Genomic DNA, 15,643 nt, shown 5'->3' with positions numbered 1-15,643 from the left:
GTTCTAATCATAGAGAAGCGTTATCGACCGATGGTTCAACCCTTAGCCGCGTGTTTCCTTGAACAGCACCGCAATGCCGGGGTGATAGTTGCCAGCTTCGTTGCGCAATTTGCGGTAGGCATAAGGGAAATACCAGGCGACGGCGCAGGTGTGTTCCTTTTGCAGGTCGTCGACCATGTCCTGGAGTTCTTCCGGCGTTGCGCCTTGCTGGGCTTTTTGCGGGGCGACGAACAGGCAGCCGAGTTTCAGGTCGCTGGCATGGCTCACTCGCTTCGCATCGCTGGCGATGTCGACCAAGGCCTGGGTCAGGTTGAGGCTGTTGACCCGTGGCCAGCGCTGGCTGACCTGGATGTAGGCGCGGGTTTCGGGCGAGGCGAGGAACAGGTCGGCACGGCCGTTGCGGTCGCCTTCTTCGGTCTGTTTGCGGGTGGGGGTCTGTTGCAGCGTGACCATCTCGGCCATCCAGGCCGCGGCAGAGAGCAGTCCGAGATTGGCTTTTTCGTCATGCCAGTACGGTGTGTCGCCATCACCACGGACGGCGTTATAGCGGTCGATGCATTCGAACCAGCGCTCGAGCACCGGACGCAGGAATTCCAGCTTTGGATTGCTGATGATCATGCCTTGCATGGGCTCACCCTTGTTATTGTGTTGTGGGGTTGTGGCTCTTTGATATCACTGCTGCGAGCGTGGCACAAGATTGACGTCAGATTATTGATTGACGACAGTTATTCGGCAGGTGGCCGCCCGGCTTTAATTGACGCTCCACCCCCAACCCTCTAACCTTCGCGGCTTGTTTCAGGTGCTCTGTGACTTGGGTCGACAGAGTGAAACAGGGAAGCCGGTGAGTGAGTCCTTCTGTTTGTCGAAGGCCTGCAATTCCGGCGCTGCCCCCGCAACGGTAAATGAGTGAAAACTGTGTCTTATGCCACTGTGTCGATTCGATGCGGGAAGGCGCACAGTCCGGCCCCGCGGCCACTCATGAGCCCGGAGACCGGCCTGATTCATCCAGCGGCATCACGGTGGGCGATGCCAGGCTTGTTGCCTTCTTTTGCTGTGCCTGCCCGCCGTTATTCCTGCCTCAACGGAGAGCTCCCCCATGACTGATACCCCCGATCGTGACGAACGCCACCTGGCGCGCATGCAGCGCAAAAAAGCCGTGATCGACGAACGCATCGCCAATTCCCCGAACGAATGCGGCCTGTTGCTGGTGCTGACCGGTAACGGCAAAGGCAAGAGCAGTTCGGCCTTTGGCATGCTCGCCCGCGCCATGGGGCATGGCATGCAATGCGGCGTGGTGCAGTTCATCAAGGGCCGCAACAGCACGGGCGAAGAGCTGTTTTTCCGGCGCTTTCCCGAGCAGGTGCGTTTTCATGTGATGGGTGAAGGTTTTACCTGGGAAACCCAGGACCGTCAGCGCGACATCGCTGCCGCCGAAGCCGCCTGGGCGGTGTCGCAGCAACTGCTGCGCGATCCGTCTATTGGTCTGGTGGTGCTGGACGAATTGAACATCGCCCTCAAGCATGGCTACCTCGACCTCGATCAGGTGCTCAGCGACTTGCAGTCCCGGCCACCGATGCAGCACGTGGTGGTCACCGGTCGTGCCGCCAAGCCGGAAATGATCGAGATGGCTGACACCGTCACCGAAATGGGCGTGATCAAACATGCCTTCCAGGCCGGGATCAAAGCGCAGAAAGGCGTCGAGCTGTGAGTCGCACTTTATGAATAGCCCTCGTCAATGCCCGGCGGTACTGATTGCCGCGCCGGCTTCCGGCCAGGGCAAGACCACCGTCACCGCGGCGCTGGCCCGATTGCATCGCAATCAGGGGCGCAAGGTCCGCGTGTTCAAGTGCGGCCCGGACTTTCTCGATCCGATGATTCTCGAGCGCGCCAGCGGTGCGCCGGTGTATCAGCTGGACATGTGGATGGTCGGCGAGCAGGAGAGTCGCCGGTTACTGTGGGAAGCCGCGGCCGAAGCCGACCTGATTCTGATCGAAGGCGTCATGGGGCTGTTCGACGGTACGCCGTCGAGCGCCGATCTGGCGCGGCATTTTGGTGTGCCGGTGCTGGGTGTGATCGATGGCACCGCCATGGCCCAGACCTTCGGCGCATTGGCCCTGGGGCTGGCGCGTTATCAGCCGGACTTGCCGTTCGCCGGCGTGCTGGCCAACCGCGTCGGCACACTGCGCCATGCGCAACTGCTCGAAGGCAGCCTGACTGAAGGTTTGCGCTGGTACGGCGCGCTGTCCCGGGAAACCGGGATCGAACTGCCGAGCCGGCACCTGGGGCTGGTTCAGGCCAGTGAGCTGAACGATCTCGACCTGCGCCTCGATGCGGCCGCCGATGCCCTGGCCAGCAGCTGCGAGGTCGCGCTGCCACCGGCAGTCGAGTTCGCCGCACCGGATGCCATCGCCGCCGAACCGTTGCTGGCCGGTGTGCGCATTGCCGTTGCCCGGGATGAAGCCTTTGCATTCACCTACGGTGCGAGCCTGGACTTGCTGCGGGCGATGGGCGCCGAGTTGTCATTCTTCTCGCCGATCCGCGACCGTGCGTTACCAGAGGCCGACAGCCTGTACCTGCCGGGTGGTTACCCGGAGCTGCACCATGTTGCGCTGGCGCAGAACACCACGATGCTCGATGCGATCCGCGCCCACCACCAGGCAGGCAAACCACTGCTCGCCGAGTGTGGCGGCATGCTGTATCTGCTCGATTCGCTGACCGATGTCGAGGGCACTCGCGCCGAACTGGTGGGCTTGCTGGCCGGTGATGCGGTCATGCAAAAGCGTCTGGCGGCGCTGGCGTTGCAAGCGGTGGAACTGCCGGAAGGTTCGCTGCGCGGGCACACCTACCACCATTCGCTGACGACTACTGAATTGACACCGATTGCCCGTGGCTTGAGTCCTAACGGTGGGCGAGGGGCGGAAGCGGTTTATCGTGAGGGGCGGATGACTGCCTCCTATGTGCATTTCTATTTTCCGTCCAATCCGTCGGCGATTGCCGCGCTGTTTGCGCCTGACCGAAAGGGCGCCTTCGCGAGCAAGCCCGCTCCCACAGGGGATCGAGTTTCATCAGGCCACTCACTTTCAAATGTGGGAGCGGGCTTGCCCGCGAAGAGGCCATGACGGATAACGGATTTTCCGAGGCCGAACGCGCAGCGGTCTATCGCGCCATCGCCGAACGCCGCGACATGCGCCACTTCAGCGGCGGCACCGTCGAGCCTGAATTGCTCCGGCGCCTGCTCGAGGCTGCACACCAGGCACCCAGTGTCGGTCTCATGCAGCCTTGGCGCTTCATCCGCATCAGTGATCGCACCTTGCGCGGGCAAATCCAGGCCCTGGTGGAAGAAGAACGCATCCGCACCGCCGAAGCCCTCGGCGAGCGCAGCGATGAGTTCATGAAGCTCAAGGTGGAAGGCATCAACGATTGCGCCGAGGTACTGATCGCCGCACTGATGGACGAGCGCGAGCAGCATATCTTCGGCCGCCGCACCTTGCCGGAAATGGACATGGCCTCACTGTCCTGTGCCATCCAGAACCTGTGGCTGGCGTCCCGCGCGGAAGGGCTGGGCATGGGCTGGGTGTCGCTGTTCGAACCCCGGGCACTGGCGGACCTGTTGCGGCTGCCGCCGGGCGCCAAACCGCTGGCGGTGCTGTGTCTGGGACCGGTCAAAGAGTTCTACCCGGCGCCGATGCTGGTGCTTGAAGGCTGGGCGCAGGCGCGTCCGCTACATGAATTGCTGTACGAAAATTTCTGGGGAGTGAGTCAATGAGTGTGGCGTTGTTGAGTGTCGCCGCGGTTGCGCTGGATGCGCTGCTGGGTGAGCCCAAACGCTGGCATCCGCTGGTGGCGTTCGGCCGTTTTGCCGAGCGCATCGAGCAACGTTTCAACGGTGGTGGTCGCGGTTGGCGCAGCCATGGCGTCACTGCGTGGGTGATCGCCGTGTTGCCGCTGACGCTGCTGGCCACGGCATTCTCCTGGGCGCCTTATGTCGGCTGGATCGTCGAGATACTCGCGCTCTATTGCGCTCTCGGCATGCGCAGCCTCGGCGAGCACGTCGAGCCTGTGGCCAAGGCCCTGCGCGGTGGTGATCTTGATGAAGCACGCAAACGTGTGAGCTATCTGGTCAGCCGTAAAACCAGCGAACTGGATGAAACTGAAGTTGCCCGTGCCGCTACCGAGTCAGTATTGGAAAACGGTAGCGATGCGGTGTTCGCGGCGTTGTTCTGGTTTGCCGTGGCGGGTGTGCCGGGCGTGGTGCTCTACCGCCTGAGCAATACGCTGGATGCGATGTGGGGCTATCGCAATGAGCGCTTCGAGCGGTTCGGCTGGGCGGCGGCGAAGATCGACGACGTGCTCAATTACATTCCTGCGCGTCTGGTGGCACTGACTTACGCGCTGCTGGGCAAAACCCGGCTGGCGTTGAAATGCTGGCGCACCCAGGGCCCGACCTGGGACAGCCCGAACGCCGGCCCGGTGATGGCGGCGGGTGCGGGTGCGCTGGGTGTCGAACTGGGCGGGGCGGCGATTTATCACGGCGAACTGCATCAGCGTCCGCAGTTGGGCGAAGGCGTGCCGGCGGATGCCGACTCCATTGACCGGGGCTGGCAATTGGTCCAGCGCGGGGTATGGTTATGGCTGCTGATTCTCTGCATGGGGGCTGAGTTTTATGCTTGAGCACGGTGGGCGGCTGCGCAAGGCAGCGCTCGAGTACGGCATCGATGAAGCTGACTGGCTGGACCTGTCCACGGGGCTGGCACCCTGGCCGTTCCCGGTGCCGGATATTCCGCTGCGGGCCTGGGCCCGTCTGCCGGAGACGGACGATGGCCTGGAGCAAGCCGCCTGTGATTACTACGGTACCTTGCAGGCGCTGCCGGTGGCCGGCTCGCAGATGGCGATCCAACTGCTGCCGCGATTGCGTCGGGCGGGCAAGGTCGGCGTGTTGTCGCCGTGTTATGCCGAGCATGCCGAAGCGTGGCGTCGCAACGGCTACATCGTGCGGGAAGTGCTGGAGCAGGAAGTCGACTTCTTTATCGACAGTTTCGACGTGCTGGTAGTGGTCAATCCGAATAACCCCACAGGCCTGAGCCTTACGCCCAGTCGCTTGCTCGACTGGCACACGCGACTGGCCCAACGCGGTGGCTGGCTGGTCGTGGACGAAGCGTTCATGGATAACACGCCGCGACTGAGCCTGGCGCCGTTTGCCCATCAAGTCGGGTTGATCGTGTTGCGCTCCTTCGGCAAGTTTTTCGGCCTGGCCGGCGTGCGCCTGGGCTTTGTGCTGGCGGAGCGCAAGTTGCTCAAGTTGCTGGCTGAACAAGTGGGGCCGTGGGCCGTGAGCGGGCCGACCCGGGTGGTGGGCCACGCCTGCCTGCGCAATACCGAAGAGCAGACCCGGCAACGGATACGCGCGGATGACGCCAGCGAGCGCCTTGCGTCGTTGCTGGAGCAACATGGGTTCCAGCCGCAGGGCGGTTGCGCGCTATTCCAGTGGCTGGTCACCGAACGCGCCGAAGAGCTGCATGAGTTCATGGCTCGGCGCGGCATTCTCCTGCGGTTGTTCGCGCACAACAGCAGCCTGCGATTCGGCTTGCCCGGTGACGAAGCCGCCTGGGTGCGACTGGCGCAGGCGTTCGAAGATTTCGCCAAGGAAAACCAATGACCACGCTGATGGTGCAGGGCACCACGTCGGATGCCGGTAAAAGCACACTGGTGACCGCGCTGTGCCGTTGGGCCACGCGCCAGGGCACCAGGGTGGTGCCGTTCAAGCCGCAGAACATGGCACTCAACAGCGCGGTGACCGCCGACGGTGGCGAGATCGGTCGCGCCCAGGCGGTACAGGCCCAGGCCGCGCACCTTGAACCGCACACCGACATGAACCCGGTGCTGCTCAAGCCCAACAGTGACACCGGTGCCCAGGTGATCATCCATGGTCGCGCCGTCACGACCATGAACGCCGTTGCCTATCACGACTACAAAGCCATCGCGATGCAAGCGGTACTGGCCTCCCACCAGCGCTTGAGCGCGGAGTATCCGCTGGTGATGGTCGAGGGCGCGGGCTCGCCGGCGGAAATCAATCTGCGGGCTGGCGACATCGCCAACATGGGCTTTGCCGAAGCGGTGGATTGCCCGGTCGTGCTGATCGCCGATATCAATCGCGGCGGGGTTTTCGCCCATCTGGTGGGCACCCTTGAACTGCTGTCGCCGAGCGAACAGGCGCGGGTCAAAGGATTCGTCATCAATCGTTTCCGTGGTGATATCGCGTTGCTGCAACCCGGTCTCGACTGGCTCGAAGAACGCACCGGCAAACCGGTAATCGGCGTGTTGCCGTACGTGATGGACCTGCACCTGGAGGCCGAGGACGGCATCGATCAACGCCAGACCGATAAAGCCGACCAGGTACTGAAAGTGGTAGTACCGGTGCTGCCGCGCATCAGCAATCACACCGATTTCGATCCGCTGCGCCTGCATCCGCAAGTGGACCTGCAATTCATCGGCCCCGGCCAGGCGATTCCACCCGCCGACCTGATCATTCTTCCTGGCTCGAAAAGCGTGCGCAGCGACCTCGCGTACCTGCGGGCCAATGGCTGGGAAACCGCAATCGCCCGGCACCTGCGTTACGGCGGAAAACTGCTGGGGATTTGTGGCGGCCTGCAGATGCTCGGCGAGCAAGTGCATGACCCGCTGGGTCTCGAAGGTGCGCCGGGTTCCAGTGTCGGTTTGGGGCTGCTGGCGTTCCAGACTCTGCTCGAACAAGAGAAGCAGTTGCGCAATGTGCGTGGGCGTCTGGCGCTGGAAGATGCGCCGGTTGCGGGTTATGAAATTCATGCCGGCGTGACCACCGGGCCGGCGCTGGAAAATGCCGCCGTGCAACTGGATGACGGTCGCTGTGACGGTGCGCAAAGTTTGGACGGGCAGATTTTTGGCACCTACCTGCACGGGTTGTTCGAATCGCCGGCGGCGTGCAGTGCGCTGTTGCGCTGGGCCGGGTTGCAGGATGTGCAGGCCGTGGATTACCACGCCTTGCGCGAGCGCGATATCGAGCGGCTGGCGGATCTGGTGGAGAAGCATCTGGATACCGGGCTGTTGCGGGAACTCTGTGGAATCTGAGGTGGAAGCTCTGGCCTCTTCGCGAGCAAGCCCGCTCCCACGGTTGACCGCGTTCTAAATGTGGGAGCGGGCTTGCTCGCGAAGACTGAAGTGGCCACACCGCTCATTTGAAAGGATGTAACCATGCTGCAACTGATCCTCGGCGGCGCCCGCTCCGGCAAGAGTCGCCTGGCTGAAAAACTCGCCACCGACAGCGCTCTGGCCGTGACCTACATCGCCACCAGCCAGCCGCTGGATGGAGAAATGAGCGAGCGTGTGGCCCATCACCGCGCCCGTCGTCCTGTCGAATGGGCATTGATCGAAGAGCCCGTGGAACTGGCTCGGGTGCTGCGCGAATCCGCCCGTACCGACAGTTGCCTGCTGGTGGATTGCCTGACCCTGTGGCTGACCAACCTGCTGATGCTCGACGATGCCGAGCGCCTGACAGCCGAGCGTGATGCCCTGCTGGACTGCCTGGCGTCGCTGCCGGGTGAAATCATTTTTGTCAGCAACGAGACCGGAATGGGTGTCGTGCCGCTGGGCGAATTGACTCGCCGTTATGTCGATGAGGCCGGTTGGCTGCATCAAGCTCTGGCTGAGCGCTGTCAGCGTGTCGTCCTGACCGTCGCCGGCCTGCCCCTGACTCTGAAAGGAACTGCGTTATGACTCAATCCTGGTGGCTGAACCCGAGCAAGCCGGTCGATACCCAAGTGGTCGAACAGGCACTGGCGCGGCAACAGCAGCTGACCAAGCCGGCCGGCTCACTCGGTCAGCTGGAATCGGTGGCGGTGCAACTGGCGGGTTTGCAGGGGCGGGTCAAGCCGAGCCTGGAGCACGTATGGATCGCGATTTTTGCCGGCGACCATGGCGTCGTCGCCGAGGGCGTGTCGGCGTTTCCCCAGGAAGTCACCGGGCAGATGCTGCACAATTTCGTCAACGGCGGTGCGGCGATCAGCGTACTGGCGCGGCAACTGGGCGCTTCCCTTGAGGTGGTGGACCTGGGCACGATAACGCCGTCGCTGAACCTGTCGGGTGTACGCCACCTGAACATCGGCCCGGGCACGGCGAACTTTGTCCAGGGGGCGGCCATGACCGGGGCGCAGGGGCAACTCGCCTTGCAGGCCGGCCGTGACAGCGTGCAGCGAGCAATGGCCAGCGGTGCGCAGCTGTTTATCGGTGGCGAAATGGGCATCGGTAACACCACCGCCGCCAGCGCCCTGGCGTGTGCCTTGCTCGATTGCCCGGTGGGCCATCTGACCGGACCCGGTACCGGGCTCAACGCCGAAGGGGTCAGCCACAAGGCCCAAGTGATCGAGCGTGCCTTGGCATTGCATGGCGTGCAGCGTGACGATGCCTTGCAAACCCTGTTCAACCTCGGCGGTTTCGAGATCGCCGCGCTGGTCGGTGCCTATCTCGCCTGTGCCCAGGAGGGTGTCGCGGCGCTGGTGGACGGTTTCATCTGCAGTGTCGCGGCTCTGGTTGCGGTGCGCTTGAATCCTGAATGCCGTCAGTGGCTGTTGTTCGGTCATCGTGGCGCCGAGCCGGGCCATCGTCATGTGCTGGAAACCCTGAATGCGCAACCGTTGCTCGATCTTGGCCTGCGGCTTGGCGAAGGCAGTGGTGCGGCATTGGCCGTGCCGCTGCTGCGTCTGGCTTGCGACCTGCACGGGCAAATGGCGACCTTCGCCGAGGCCGCCGTGGCAGATCGTCCGGCATGACCTTGCACCTGGATCTGTTGCGCCACGGTGAAACCGAACTCGGCGGCGGGCTGCGTGGCAGCATCGATGATGCGTTGACCGACACGGGCTGGGCGCAGATGCGCGCCGCCGTGGTCGGCCGAGGCCCATGGGATCGGCTGGTCAGTTCGCCGTTGCAGCGTTGTGCGCGGTTCGCCGAGGAGCTCGGTGCGCAATTGGCTGTGCCGGTGCAACTGGACAACGACCTGCAAGAGTTGCATTTCGGCGCCTGGGAAGGGCAGAGCGCGGTGGCGTTGATGGAAACCGACGCACAGGCGCTGGGCTTGTTCTGGGCCGACCCCTATTCGTTCACACCGCCTCAGGGTGAACCGGTCGCAGACTTTTCGGCACGGGTGCTGGCTGCGCTGGAGCGGTTGTATGCGAGCTTTCCCGGTGAGCGCATTTTGCTGATCAGCCACGGCGGAGTGATGCGACTGTTGCTGGCACAGGCTCGCGGGCTGCCGCGAGAACAACTGCTCAACGTCGAGGTCGGCCATGGCGCGGTGTTTTCGCTGACGCTGGAATCCGCTGGCTTGTTGAAGGAAGTGCTCTGACCATGCTGCCGTTCTGGATCGCCCTGCAATTTCTCGGCAGCCTGCCGATTCGCCTTCCCGGCATGCCCGAGCCTCGGGAACTGGGGCGGTCGCTGCTGTTTTATCCGCTGGTGGGATTGCTCTTTGGCGCGATTCTGTGGGCAGTGAACTGGCTGTTGCTCGGCACGCCGACGTTGTTGCATGGGGCGTTGCTGCTGAGCGTTTGGGTCTTGCTCAGTGGCGGGTTGCATCTGGATGGCCTGGCGGACAGCGCCGATGCCTGGCTCGGCGGCTTTGGCGATCGTGAGCGTACGCTGACTATCATGAAAGACCCGCGCAGCGGTCCGATCGCCGTGGTGACGCTGGTGCTGGTGTTGTTGCTTAAATTCAGCGCGCTGCTGGCGTTGATCGAGCAACCGCATTCGCTCGCCTTGATCATCGTGCCGTTGATAGGGCGCAGCGCATTGCTCGGCCTGTTCCTGACCACACCGTACGTGCGCGCCGGTGGCCTGGGTCAGGCGCTGGCCGATCATCTTCCGCGTTCGGCGGGCAGGCAGGTGTTGGCGGTCAGCGCGCTGGCCTGTGTGGTGATCGCCGGCGTCAGTGGTGTGCTGGCGCTGGTGCTGGCAGTAGTGGGGTTTGTCTGGCTGCGCCAGGTGATGTTGCGGCGCCTGGGTGGCACGACGGGGGACACAGCAGGGGCAATGCTGGAGTTGCTGGAAGTTGCAGTGCTGGTAGGCTTGGCGCTGTTCTGACTGTTACTCCGGTTCTGTAACTTGATTTAAACGACTCGCGGGTATATACACGCACCATGCTCGATTCCCAATGTTTATGCATCAACCTGCGTCGCGCCGCCCGTGGCGTCAGCAGGCATTATGACGGCGCTCTCGACGGCTTCGGGATCAACGTTGCGCAGTATTCTTTGCTGTGCAATCTGCAGCGTCTGGATCAGCCGAGCATCTCGGTCCTGGCCGAGGCCATGGGTCTGGATCGCAGCACCCTGGGGCGCAATTTGCGGGTGCTGGAGGGGGACGGCCTGGTGACGCTGGTCGAGGGCGAGGACATGCGCAATCGCATCGTCCTGCTGACCGAGGCCGGGGCAGAGCGTCTCAAGGCTGCCTTGCCGGCCTGGGAAGCCGCACAGCAGCGTTTGATCGATCGCCTGGGAGCCGAGAAGCGCGAAACCTTATTGAAGCTGCTGGACGAACTGGCGTGATGCCGGTTTTTCCGATCTTAAGCGGGTATATACCCGCTATTGGAGAATAACAATGACATCGATGTGGCGTACTTGCGGCTGGGTTCTGTTGGGGAGTGCGCTGATCCTTGCGTTGTCTCTGGGGGTTCGACATGGCTTCGGGCTGTTTCTGGCGCCGATGAGCGCCGAGTTCGGCTGGGGCCGTGAAGTGTTTGCCTTCGCCATCGCCTTGCAGAACCTGATCTGGGGCCTCGCTCAGCCATTCACCGGTGCATTGGCCGACCGCTTCGGCGCGGCGAAAGTGGTGCTGATCGGTGGCGTGCTGTACGCGGCCGGGCTGATTTGCATGGGGCTCTCCGATTCCGCGGTGACCTTGTCGCTGAGCGCCGGCCTGTTGATCGGCATCGGACTGTCCGGTACGTCGTTCTCGGTGATCCTGGGTGTGGTCGGTCGCGCAGTGCCGCCGGAAAAACGCAGCATGGGCATGGGCATCGCCAGTGCTGCCGGTTCGTTCGGCCAGTTCGCGATGTTGCCCGGCACACTCGGTTTGATCGGCTGGCTTGGCTGGTCCGCGGCGCTGTTGGCGCTGGGCTTGCTGGTGGCGCTGATCGTACCGTTGGTGAGCATGCTCAAGGACAAGCCGCTGCCAGTCCTGGGTCACGAACAGACCCTTGGCGAAGCACTGCGCGAAGCCTGCTCTCACTCCGGATTCTGGCTGCTGGCGTTCGGCTTTTTCGTGTGCGGATTCCAGGTGGTGTTCATCGGAGTGCACTTGCCGGCCTATCTGGTGGATCAGCATCTCCCGGCGACGGTCGGCACCACGGTGCTGGCGCTGATCGGCCTGTTCAACATCTTCGGTACCTACACCGCTGGATGGCTCGGCGGGCGGATGTCCAAGCCGCGTTTGCTCACCGGTTTGTACTTGCTGCGGGCAGTGGTGATTGCGTTGTTCCTGTGGGCGCCGGTGACCACCATGTCGGCCTACCTGTTCGGCATGGCCATGGGCTTCCTGTGGCTGTCGACGGTGCCGTTGACCAACGGTACGGTGGCGACCTTGTTTGGTGTGCGAAACCTGTCCATGCTGGGTGGGATTGTTTTCCTGTTTCACCAGCTCGGTTCGTTCCTGGGCGGCTGGTTGGGTGGCGTGGTGTACGACCGTACCGGCAGCTATGACTTGATCTGGCAGGTCGCGATTCTCTTGAGCCTGTTGGCCGCCGCCCTGAACTGGCCGGTGCGTGAACGGCCGGTGGCGCGCCTGCAAACACAAATGAGTGCGACATGAACAGCCTTTGGCCACGGATCACGATTCTTGCCGTCTGCGCGTTGCTGCTCGCCGTGGTGTGGTGGGGCTGGCATCAGGGCGGGCTGGCGCTGATGCAGTTGGGCATGGGGACTTGCTAGCGCGATGGCGGGGCGAGTAACGTCGAATCCAGACGAATTCCCAAGGGTGTCCCGAGATGCTGATGCGCTGGCTGGCAGTTCCCGCGTTACTGGTCGCTTTTTCCGGGTGGGTTCACGCGGCGGATTGCCCGGATCTGTTGCAGGGCTCGTTGCCCAAGCTGCGTGCCAAGGAATCCATCGATTTGTGCCAGCGCTTCGCCGGTAAACCGTTGGTTGTGGTCAATACCGCAAGCTTCTGTGGCTTTGCTCCGCAGTTCAAAGGCCTTGAGGCGCTGAACCAGCGCTTCAAGGGGCAGGGACTTGAGGTAATTGGCGTTCCGTCCAATGACTTCAAGCAGGAGTCGAAGGATGGCGCCGAGACTGCCAAGGTCTGCTACGTCAACTATGGCGTGACCTTCACCATGACCGAACCGCAAAAGGTTCGTGGCGACGATGCGACGCACTTGTTCAAAGTCCTCGCCAGTCAAACCAGCGCGCCGAAGTGGAATTTCTACAAGTATGTGGTGGATCGCCAAGGCAAGGTGATCGCCAGTTTCTCCAGCCTGACCAAGCCGGATGATCCCGAGTTCATTGCCGCGGTGGAGAAAGCCCTGGCTTCGCCACCGCGGGTTGCGACCCCCTGACCTGTAGGAGCGAGCTTGCTCGCGAAAATCTCAAGGCGCCTCCTTCATCCAGTCAGCACGCGTCATCGTTCGCGTCCATCGCGAGCAAGCTCGCCCCTACAAATGAAAAGCCCCGCCTCCGTGAGGAGAGCGGGGCTTTTTTGATTCCGATGGCGAGCGGTTCAGGCTCGCCGGGAATCATCAGAAGCGGTAGGTCGCACCGAGGCCGAAACCGTTCGCGTAGTTTTCATACTTGGCGTTGTAGCTCTGGCCACGGTTGTTGCTGTTGTTGACCTTGACCGACTCTTCGCGCAGGTACGAATACGCCAGGTCGATGGTCAGGTCGTCGGTCGGGCTCCAGCCGGCGCCCACGCTGAAAATCTTGCGATCGCCAGTCGGGATGCGTGGGGAACGGTCTACGTTGTTGGTCGGTGCCTGGTCGACAGACAGACCGGTACGCAGTACCCATTGCTTGTTCAGCTGGTAGGACGCGCCGATGGCGTGAGCCCAGGTGTCGTGCCAGTTCTGTTCTTCGGTGATGGTGCCGAACTGGCCGTTCAGAACAGCCGGAACACCCGTGTTTTCAACGGTGATGTCCTTCAGGCGGCTCCAGCGGGTCCAGGTGCTGCCTGCGTACAGAGTCCATTTGTCGTCGAGCTGGTGAGTGACCGAGAGGTCCACCGATTCAGGGGTGGTCACATCCAGCGAAGCGTCGAACTTCTGGTTCGGGTTCTGGCCGATCAGGCTCAGCACGTTGTAGTTGACCTTGGTGCTGCCCTCGAGCTTGTACTTCACTTTCGAGTGGTAGGTCATGCCGACGCGAGTGCTGTCGGTGGCTTGAACCAGCACGCCGATGTTGTAGCCCAGCGCGGTGTCGTCACCTGTGATCTTGACCTTGCCGTCTGGCGCGGCCTGGGTGATCGACAGGTTCGACTCCAGGGTGCCGTCAATGCGGTTGATGGTCGGGCCAAAACCGATGGAAACCTTGTCGTTGAAGGCGTAGCTGACAGTCGGTTGCAGGGTGACGATCTTGACTTCGCTCTTGCTGCCGAAGTAACGACCGGCAAAGCCGTTTTCATAATCGGTTACCAGACCGAATGGTGCGTACACGCCCACACCAAACGCCCACTGGTCATCTATTGGCTTGACGTAATAGCCCATCGGCACGCCCATGAAGGGGACCATGTCACCCTTGTTGGTGCCGCCGTTTGGACGGGAGCTGGCATCACTGATGTCGGTGTGCGCGTCGATAAATGCAACACCGCCGGTCACTTGTTCACGTTTGAGGCGAGACATGCCGGCAGGGTTGCCAAAAATAGTGGATGCGTCGTCGGCAGAGGAAGATCGCCCGGCAAAACCTGTACCCATCCCGCTGATGCTTTGTTCGTTGAGGGCAAAGCCACTTGCGAAAATCTGGGCGGATGCCATGGCAACGGCGAGACTGATGCTGGTTTTGAGCATTACTTTTTTCATTATTAGAACTCCTGGTGATCACCGGGGCGAAAATTACCAACATTTTCGTCCCGGCGCCATAGGCTGTATGCCTTGATTTAGAGCGGTTTTGTAGGACAATCCGACCAGAATCGCGGCGTGATGCGCGAACTTTGGATCCAGAGGTGTCAGCAGGCTACCTGATTCAGGGGTGAAACACAGGTTTGCCAGGCGCAGGTGAAATCACGCAGGCGCCCCTGGGGCTGAAATGTCTGGCGCCAGATTCTGGCCATACCCAACAAATCATCCGGGGCGGGGAGGGGGGTATTCTGTTCTTCCACCAGCAGCCAGGCGATGGCTGTGGCGTATCGCAGGTTGACGGTCAACTCGAGGTGCGGGCCACTCAGAAACGCATGCTGGCTGGCCAGGCCGCGGACCAGGCTCGCACGTTCCGGATCAAGGGCCAGATAATGGTCCCAAAGGGCTTGGTGGCGGGGCTCGGCGATGCGGTACAGGCCGTGCCCACGGCGGTCATGCAGAGCGGAACCAAGGGCGGACTGGCTGGCGGCAATGCCCAGCAGCAGGGATTCGGCAGTAGCGCTATGTTGTCCGAGATAGATCAATGTCGGACGAATCACATAGCGGCACAGTTCGCTGGCAGCGATACCCATAAAACCCTCGAAACCTGAATTGGACGGCGATACCTGAAAGGGGGGCTTGGCAGCTGTGAATCGGCTCAGGCTCGCCGCAAGCGGGTCAAGCCGCTTGAGTTGAAGTGTAGTGTCATATTCGCGCCGTAAAGGCCTGTTTTTAAAATATTTCCAGCGAGCAGTTATAACCGTTATACCGGATTGTGCTTAGTCGTGGTTCGAGGGGAGGGAAACATCGGGCAATAAAAAGCCCCGCTTTTCGGGCAGGGCTTTCGGGGTTTTCAGCCTTTCTGGCGTTTCAGGCAACCAGTGCCTGACGGGTACGCTCGATCACGGCCTGCAGCGGCTCGGCGCTGGAGTATTGATCGGGGTACAGGCGTTCGCTGTGACGAGCGATGCCGTGTTCGTTGACCAGGGTGAAGCTGAAGCAGCCTTTGCGGGCAGCCATGATCAGGCAGTTCATTGGTGCAAAAGCGTTGGTTAGGGTGCGAATGGCATCCTGAGTCTGGATTTGAGTAGACATTATTGGGTGTTCCTACAAATGACACGGATAAGAACCGTGCAACGTTAAAACGTTCCAGTAACGTCGATCACCATTGACCGAACGAAGAACCCGACTGGAACAAAGCAGCCAGTTTGAAGCGCTTATAAGTTGGCGCGCTTGGGCTGGCAGGTAGGTACTTAGGAGGGCAGGCAACACATCAAGGGCAAAGGTTCTGGGCCCGGGGTGAAGATCCTGATCAATTTGCAGGTTGGTTCGAGCAGAGTAAGCAGGCGGGACAACAGCCTTTGCTTTCGATTCAAAGGTTGTGTTTGCGCAAGATTTACCTGGAAACCATCGAGGTGGTCGATCCCGCTTGTTCGGTAGAGGCTTCCGTCGGGAAGGCTGACCGGGGGGATTTGTTCGACCAGAATTGACTTTCAGCTTGGTACTAACGCCGCGGATACTAACGGATTGAACTGGTTAAGGGAAGTGTGCTAGCAAAAAGAATTTCCCGGCAGGTGCCTGATC

General features: G+C 61.7%; 18 protein-coding genes and 1 riboswitch. Of the genes, 14 read left to right on the top strand and 4 right to left on the bottom strand.

The window, feature by feature from the left end; all coding sequences use genetic code 11:
* Positions 1–42 precede the first annotated feature (42 nt).
* Positions 43–627, bottom strand: a complete 585-nt coding sequence (locus tag ACCD00_RS13940) for a hypothetical protein (protein WP_413425313.1) — start codon at positions 625–627, stop codon at positions 43–45.
* 153 nt (positions 628–780) lie between these two features.
* Positions 781–1,015: riboswitch (cobalamin riboswitch) on the top strand.
* A gap of 81 nt (positions 1,016–1,096) precedes the next feature.
* On the opposite strand from ACCD00_RS13940, the gene cobO reads away from it, so the two are divergent.
* From cobO to ACCD00_RS13870, 14 genes are all read left to right on the top strand, one after another.
* Complete coding sequence (gene cobO, locus ACCD00_RS13935; RefSeq protein ID WP_008017892.1) at positions 1,097–1,708, top strand: cob(I)yrinic acid a,c-diamide adenosyltransferase; 612 nt, start codon at positions 1,097–1,099, stop codon at positions 1,706–1,708.
* A 10-nt stretch (positions 1,709–1,718) separates the two neighbouring features.
* On the top strand, positions 1,719–3,119 hold the full coding sequence (locus ACCD00_RS13930) for a cobyrinate a,c-diamide synthase (RefSeq protein WP_413425311.1): 1,401 nt from the start codon (positions 1,719–1,721) through the stop codon (positions 3,117–3,119).
* The gene (gene bluB / locus ACCD00_RS13925) at positions 3,116–3,766 is read left to right on the top strand and encodes a 5,6-dimethylbenzimidazole synthase (protein ID WP_413425309.1); all 651 of its coding nucleotides are present in this window, start codon (positions 3,116–3,118) and stop codon (positions 3,764–3,766) included. Before ACCD00_RS13930 ends, bluB begins: the two co-directional genes overlap by 4 nt.
* On the top strand, positions 3,763–4,671 hold the full coding sequence (gene cbiB / locus ACCD00_RS13920; RefSeq protein ID WP_413425307.1) for an adenosylcobinamide-phosphate synthase CbiB: 909 nt from the start codon (positions 3,763–3,765) through the stop codon (positions 4,669–4,671). The genes bluB and cbiB overlap by 4 nt, the downstream gene beginning before the upstream one ends.
* Positions 4,664–5,656: a threonine-phosphate decarboxylase CobD gene (gene cobD, locus ACCD00_RS13915; RefSeq protein ID WP_413425305.1), complete on the top strand. Its 993-nt coding sequence runs from the start codon at positions 4,664–4,666 to the stop codon at positions 5,654–5,656. The genes cbiB and cobD overlap by 8 nt, the downstream gene beginning before the upstream one ends.
* Positions 5,653–7,104 (top strand): cobyric acid synthase, encoded by a 1,452-nt coding sequence (locus tag ACCD00_RS13910; protein WP_413425303.1) that lies wholly within the window; start codon positions 5,653–5,655, stop codon positions 7,102–7,104. The genes cobD and ACCD00_RS13910 overlap by 4 nt, the downstream gene beginning before the upstream one ends.
* 123 nt (positions 7,105–7,227) lie before the next feature.
* A complete protein-coding gene (cobU, locus tag ACCD00_RS13905) occupies positions 7,228–7,749 on the top strand; it encodes a bifunctional adenosylcobinamide kinase/adenosylcobinamide-phosphate guanylyltransferase (protein ID WP_413425301.1) in 522 nt (173 codons plus the stop codon).
* The gene (gene cobT, locus ACCD00_RS13900; RefSeq protein WP_413425299.1) at positions 7,746–8,801 is read left to right on the top strand and encodes a nicotinate-nucleotide--dimethylbenzimidazole phosphoribosyltransferase; all 1,056 of its coding nucleotides are present in this window, start codon (positions 7,746–7,748) and stop codon (positions 8,799–8,801) included. Before cobU ends, cobT begins: the two co-directional genes overlap by 4 nt.
* Positions 8,798–9,373 carry an alpha-ribazole phosphatase family protein gene (gene cobC / locus ACCD00_RS13895; protein WP_413425297.1) on the top strand — a complete coding sequence of 192 codons (576 nt, stop codon included), beginning with the start codon at positions 8,798–8,800 and terminating at the stop codon, positions 9,371–9,373. Before cobT ends, cobC begins: the two co-directional genes overlap by 4 nt.
* 2 nt (positions 9,374–9,375) lie before the next feature.
* Complete coding sequence (locus ACCD00_RS13890) at positions 9,376–10,107, top strand: adenosylcobinamide-GDP ribazoletransferase (protein WP_413425295.1); 732 nt, start codon at positions 9,376–9,378, stop codon at positions 10,105–10,107.
* A 56-nt stretch (positions 10,108–10,163) separates the two neighbouring features.
* Entirely contained in the window at positions 10,164–10,568 is a 405-nt protein-coding gene (locus ACCD00_RS13885; protein WP_008017903.1) for a MarR family winged helix-turn-helix transcriptional regulator, read from the top strand.
* A gap of 52 nt (positions 10,569–10,620) precedes the next feature.
* Positions 10,621–11,829, top strand: a complete 1,209-nt coding sequence (locus ACCD00_RS13880) for an MFS transporter (protein ID WP_413425293.1) — start codon at positions 10,621–10,623, stop codon at positions 11,827–11,829.
* Entirely contained in the window at positions 11,826–11,948 is a 123-nt protein-coding gene (locus tag ACCD00_RS13875; protein ID WP_413425291.1) for a hypothetical protein, read from the top strand. The genes ACCD00_RS13880 and ACCD00_RS13875 overlap by 4 nt, the downstream gene beginning before the upstream one ends.
* A 56-nt stretch (positions 11,949–12,004) precedes the next feature.
* The gene (locus ACCD00_RS13870) at positions 12,005–12,571 is read left to right on the top strand and encodes a glutathione peroxidase (RefSeq protein ID WP_413425289.1); all 567 of its coding nucleotides are present in this window, start codon (positions 12,005–12,007) and stop codon (positions 12,569–12,571) included.
* A gap of 180 nt (positions 12,572–12,751) precedes the next feature.
* Here the strand turns inward: ACCD00_RS13870 and ACCD00_RS13865 are convergent, their stop codons facing one another.
* The 3 genes from ACCD00_RS13865 to ACCD00_RS13855 all read right to left on the bottom strand — a co-directional run bounded on the left by ACCD00_RS13865 (position 12,752) and on the right by ACCD00_RS13855 (position 15,154).
* Entirely contained in the window at positions 12,752–14,023 is a 1,272-nt protein-coding gene (locus tag ACCD00_RS13865) for an OmpP1/FadL family transporter (RefSeq protein WP_413425287.1), read from the bottom strand.
* 146 nt (positions 14,024–14,169) lie between these two features.
* Positions 14,170–14,652, bottom strand: coding sequence for a hypothetical protein (locus ACCD00_RS13860; protein ID WP_057715794.1), 483 nt, complete (start codon positions 14,650–14,652; stop codon positions 14,170–14,172).
* A 277-nt stretch (positions 14,653–14,929) separates the two neighbouring features.
* Positions 14,930–15,154: a hypothetical protein gene (locus tag ACCD00_RS13855; protein WP_008051046.1), complete on the bottom strand. Its 225-nt coding sequence runs from the start codon at positions 15,152–15,154 to the stop codon at positions 14,930–14,932.
* Positions 15,155–15,643 lie beyond the last annotated feature (489 nt).

This window comes from Pseudomonas sp. Pseusp3 (genome assembly GCF_047304225.1).
Classification (GTDB): domain Bacteria; phylum Pseudomonadota; class Gammaproteobacteria; order Pseudomonadales; family Pseudomonadaceae; genus Aquipseudomonas; species Aquipseudomonas fluorescens_CD.
Note: the sequence above shows the minus strand (reverse complement) of the source record. Positions and strands in the feature narration are given on the sequence as shown.

Bases quoted from the DNA above. Each gene is read 5' to 3' on its own strand.
- ACCD00_RS13870 (WP_413425289.1), top strand. From the start codon at position 12,005: ATGCTGATGCGCTGGCTGGCAGTTCCCGCGTTACTGGTCGCTTTTTCC.
- ACCD00_RS13860 (WP_057715794.1), bottom strand. From the start codon at position 14,652: ATGGGTATCGCTGCCAGCGAACTGTGCCGCTATGTGATTCGTCCGACA.
- cobU (WP_413425301.1), top strand. From the start codon at position 7,228: ATGCTGCAACTGATCCTCGGCGGCGCCCGCTCCGGCAAGAGTCGCCTG.
- ACCD00_RS13940 (WP_413425313.1), bottom strand. From the start codon at position 627: ATGCAAGGCATGATCATCAGCAATCCAAAGCTGGAATTCCTGCGTCCG.
- cobT (WP_413425299.1), top strand. From the start codon at position 7,746: ATGACTCAATCCTGGTGGCTGAACCCGAGCAAGCCGGTCGATACCCAA.
- cobD (WP_413425305.1), top strand. From the start codon at position 4,664: ATGCTTGAGCACGGTGGGCGGCTGCGCAAGGCAGCGCTCGAGTACGGC.
- cbiB (WP_413425307.1), top strand. From the start codon at position 3,763: ATGAGTGTGGCGTTGTTGAGTGTCGCCGCGGTTGCGCTGGATGCGCTG.
- ACCD00_RS13875 (WP_413425291.1), top strand. From the start codon at position 11,826: ATGAACAGCCTTTGGCCACGGATCACGATTCTTGCCGTCTGCGCGTTG.
- cobC (WP_413425297.1), top strand. From the start codon at position 8,798: ATGACCTTGCACCTGGATCTGTTGCGCCACGGTGAAACCGAACTCGGC.
- ACCD00_RS13885 (WP_008017903.1), top strand. From the start codon at position 10,164: ATGCTCGATTCCCAATGTTTATGCATCAACCTGCGTCGCGCCGCCCGT.
- ACCD00_RS13890 (WP_413425295.1), top strand. From the start codon at position 9,376: ATGCTGCCGTTCTGGATCGCCCTGCAATTTCTCGGCAGCCTGCCGATT.
- ACCD00_RS13865 (WP_413425287.1), bottom strand. From the start codon at position 14,023: ATGAAAAAAGTAATGCTCAAAACCAGCATCAGTCTCGCCGTTGCCATG.
- ACCD00_RS13880 (WP_413425293.1), top strand. From the start codon at position 10,621: ATGACATCGATGTGGCGTACTTGCGGCTGGGTTCTGTTGGGGAGTGCG.
- cobO (WP_008017892.1), top strand. From the start codon at position 1,097: ATGACTGATACCCCCGATCGTGACGAACGCCACCTGGCGCGCATGCAG.
- bluB (WP_413425309.1), top strand. From the start codon at position 3,116: ATGACGGATAACGGATTTTCCGAGGCCGAACGCGCAGCGGTCTATCGC.
- ACCD00_RS13930 (WP_413425311.1), top strand. From the start codon at position 1,719: ATGAATAGCCCTCGTCAATGCCCGGCGGTACTGATTGCCGCGCCGGCT.
- ACCD00_RS13855 (WP_008051046.1), bottom strand. From the start codon at position 15,154: ATGTCTACTCAAATCCAGACTCAGGATGCCATTCGCACCCTAACCAAC.
- ACCD00_RS13910 (WP_413425303.1), top strand. From the start codon at position 5,653: ATGACCACGCTGATGGTGCAGGGCACCACGTCGGATGCCGGTAAAAGC.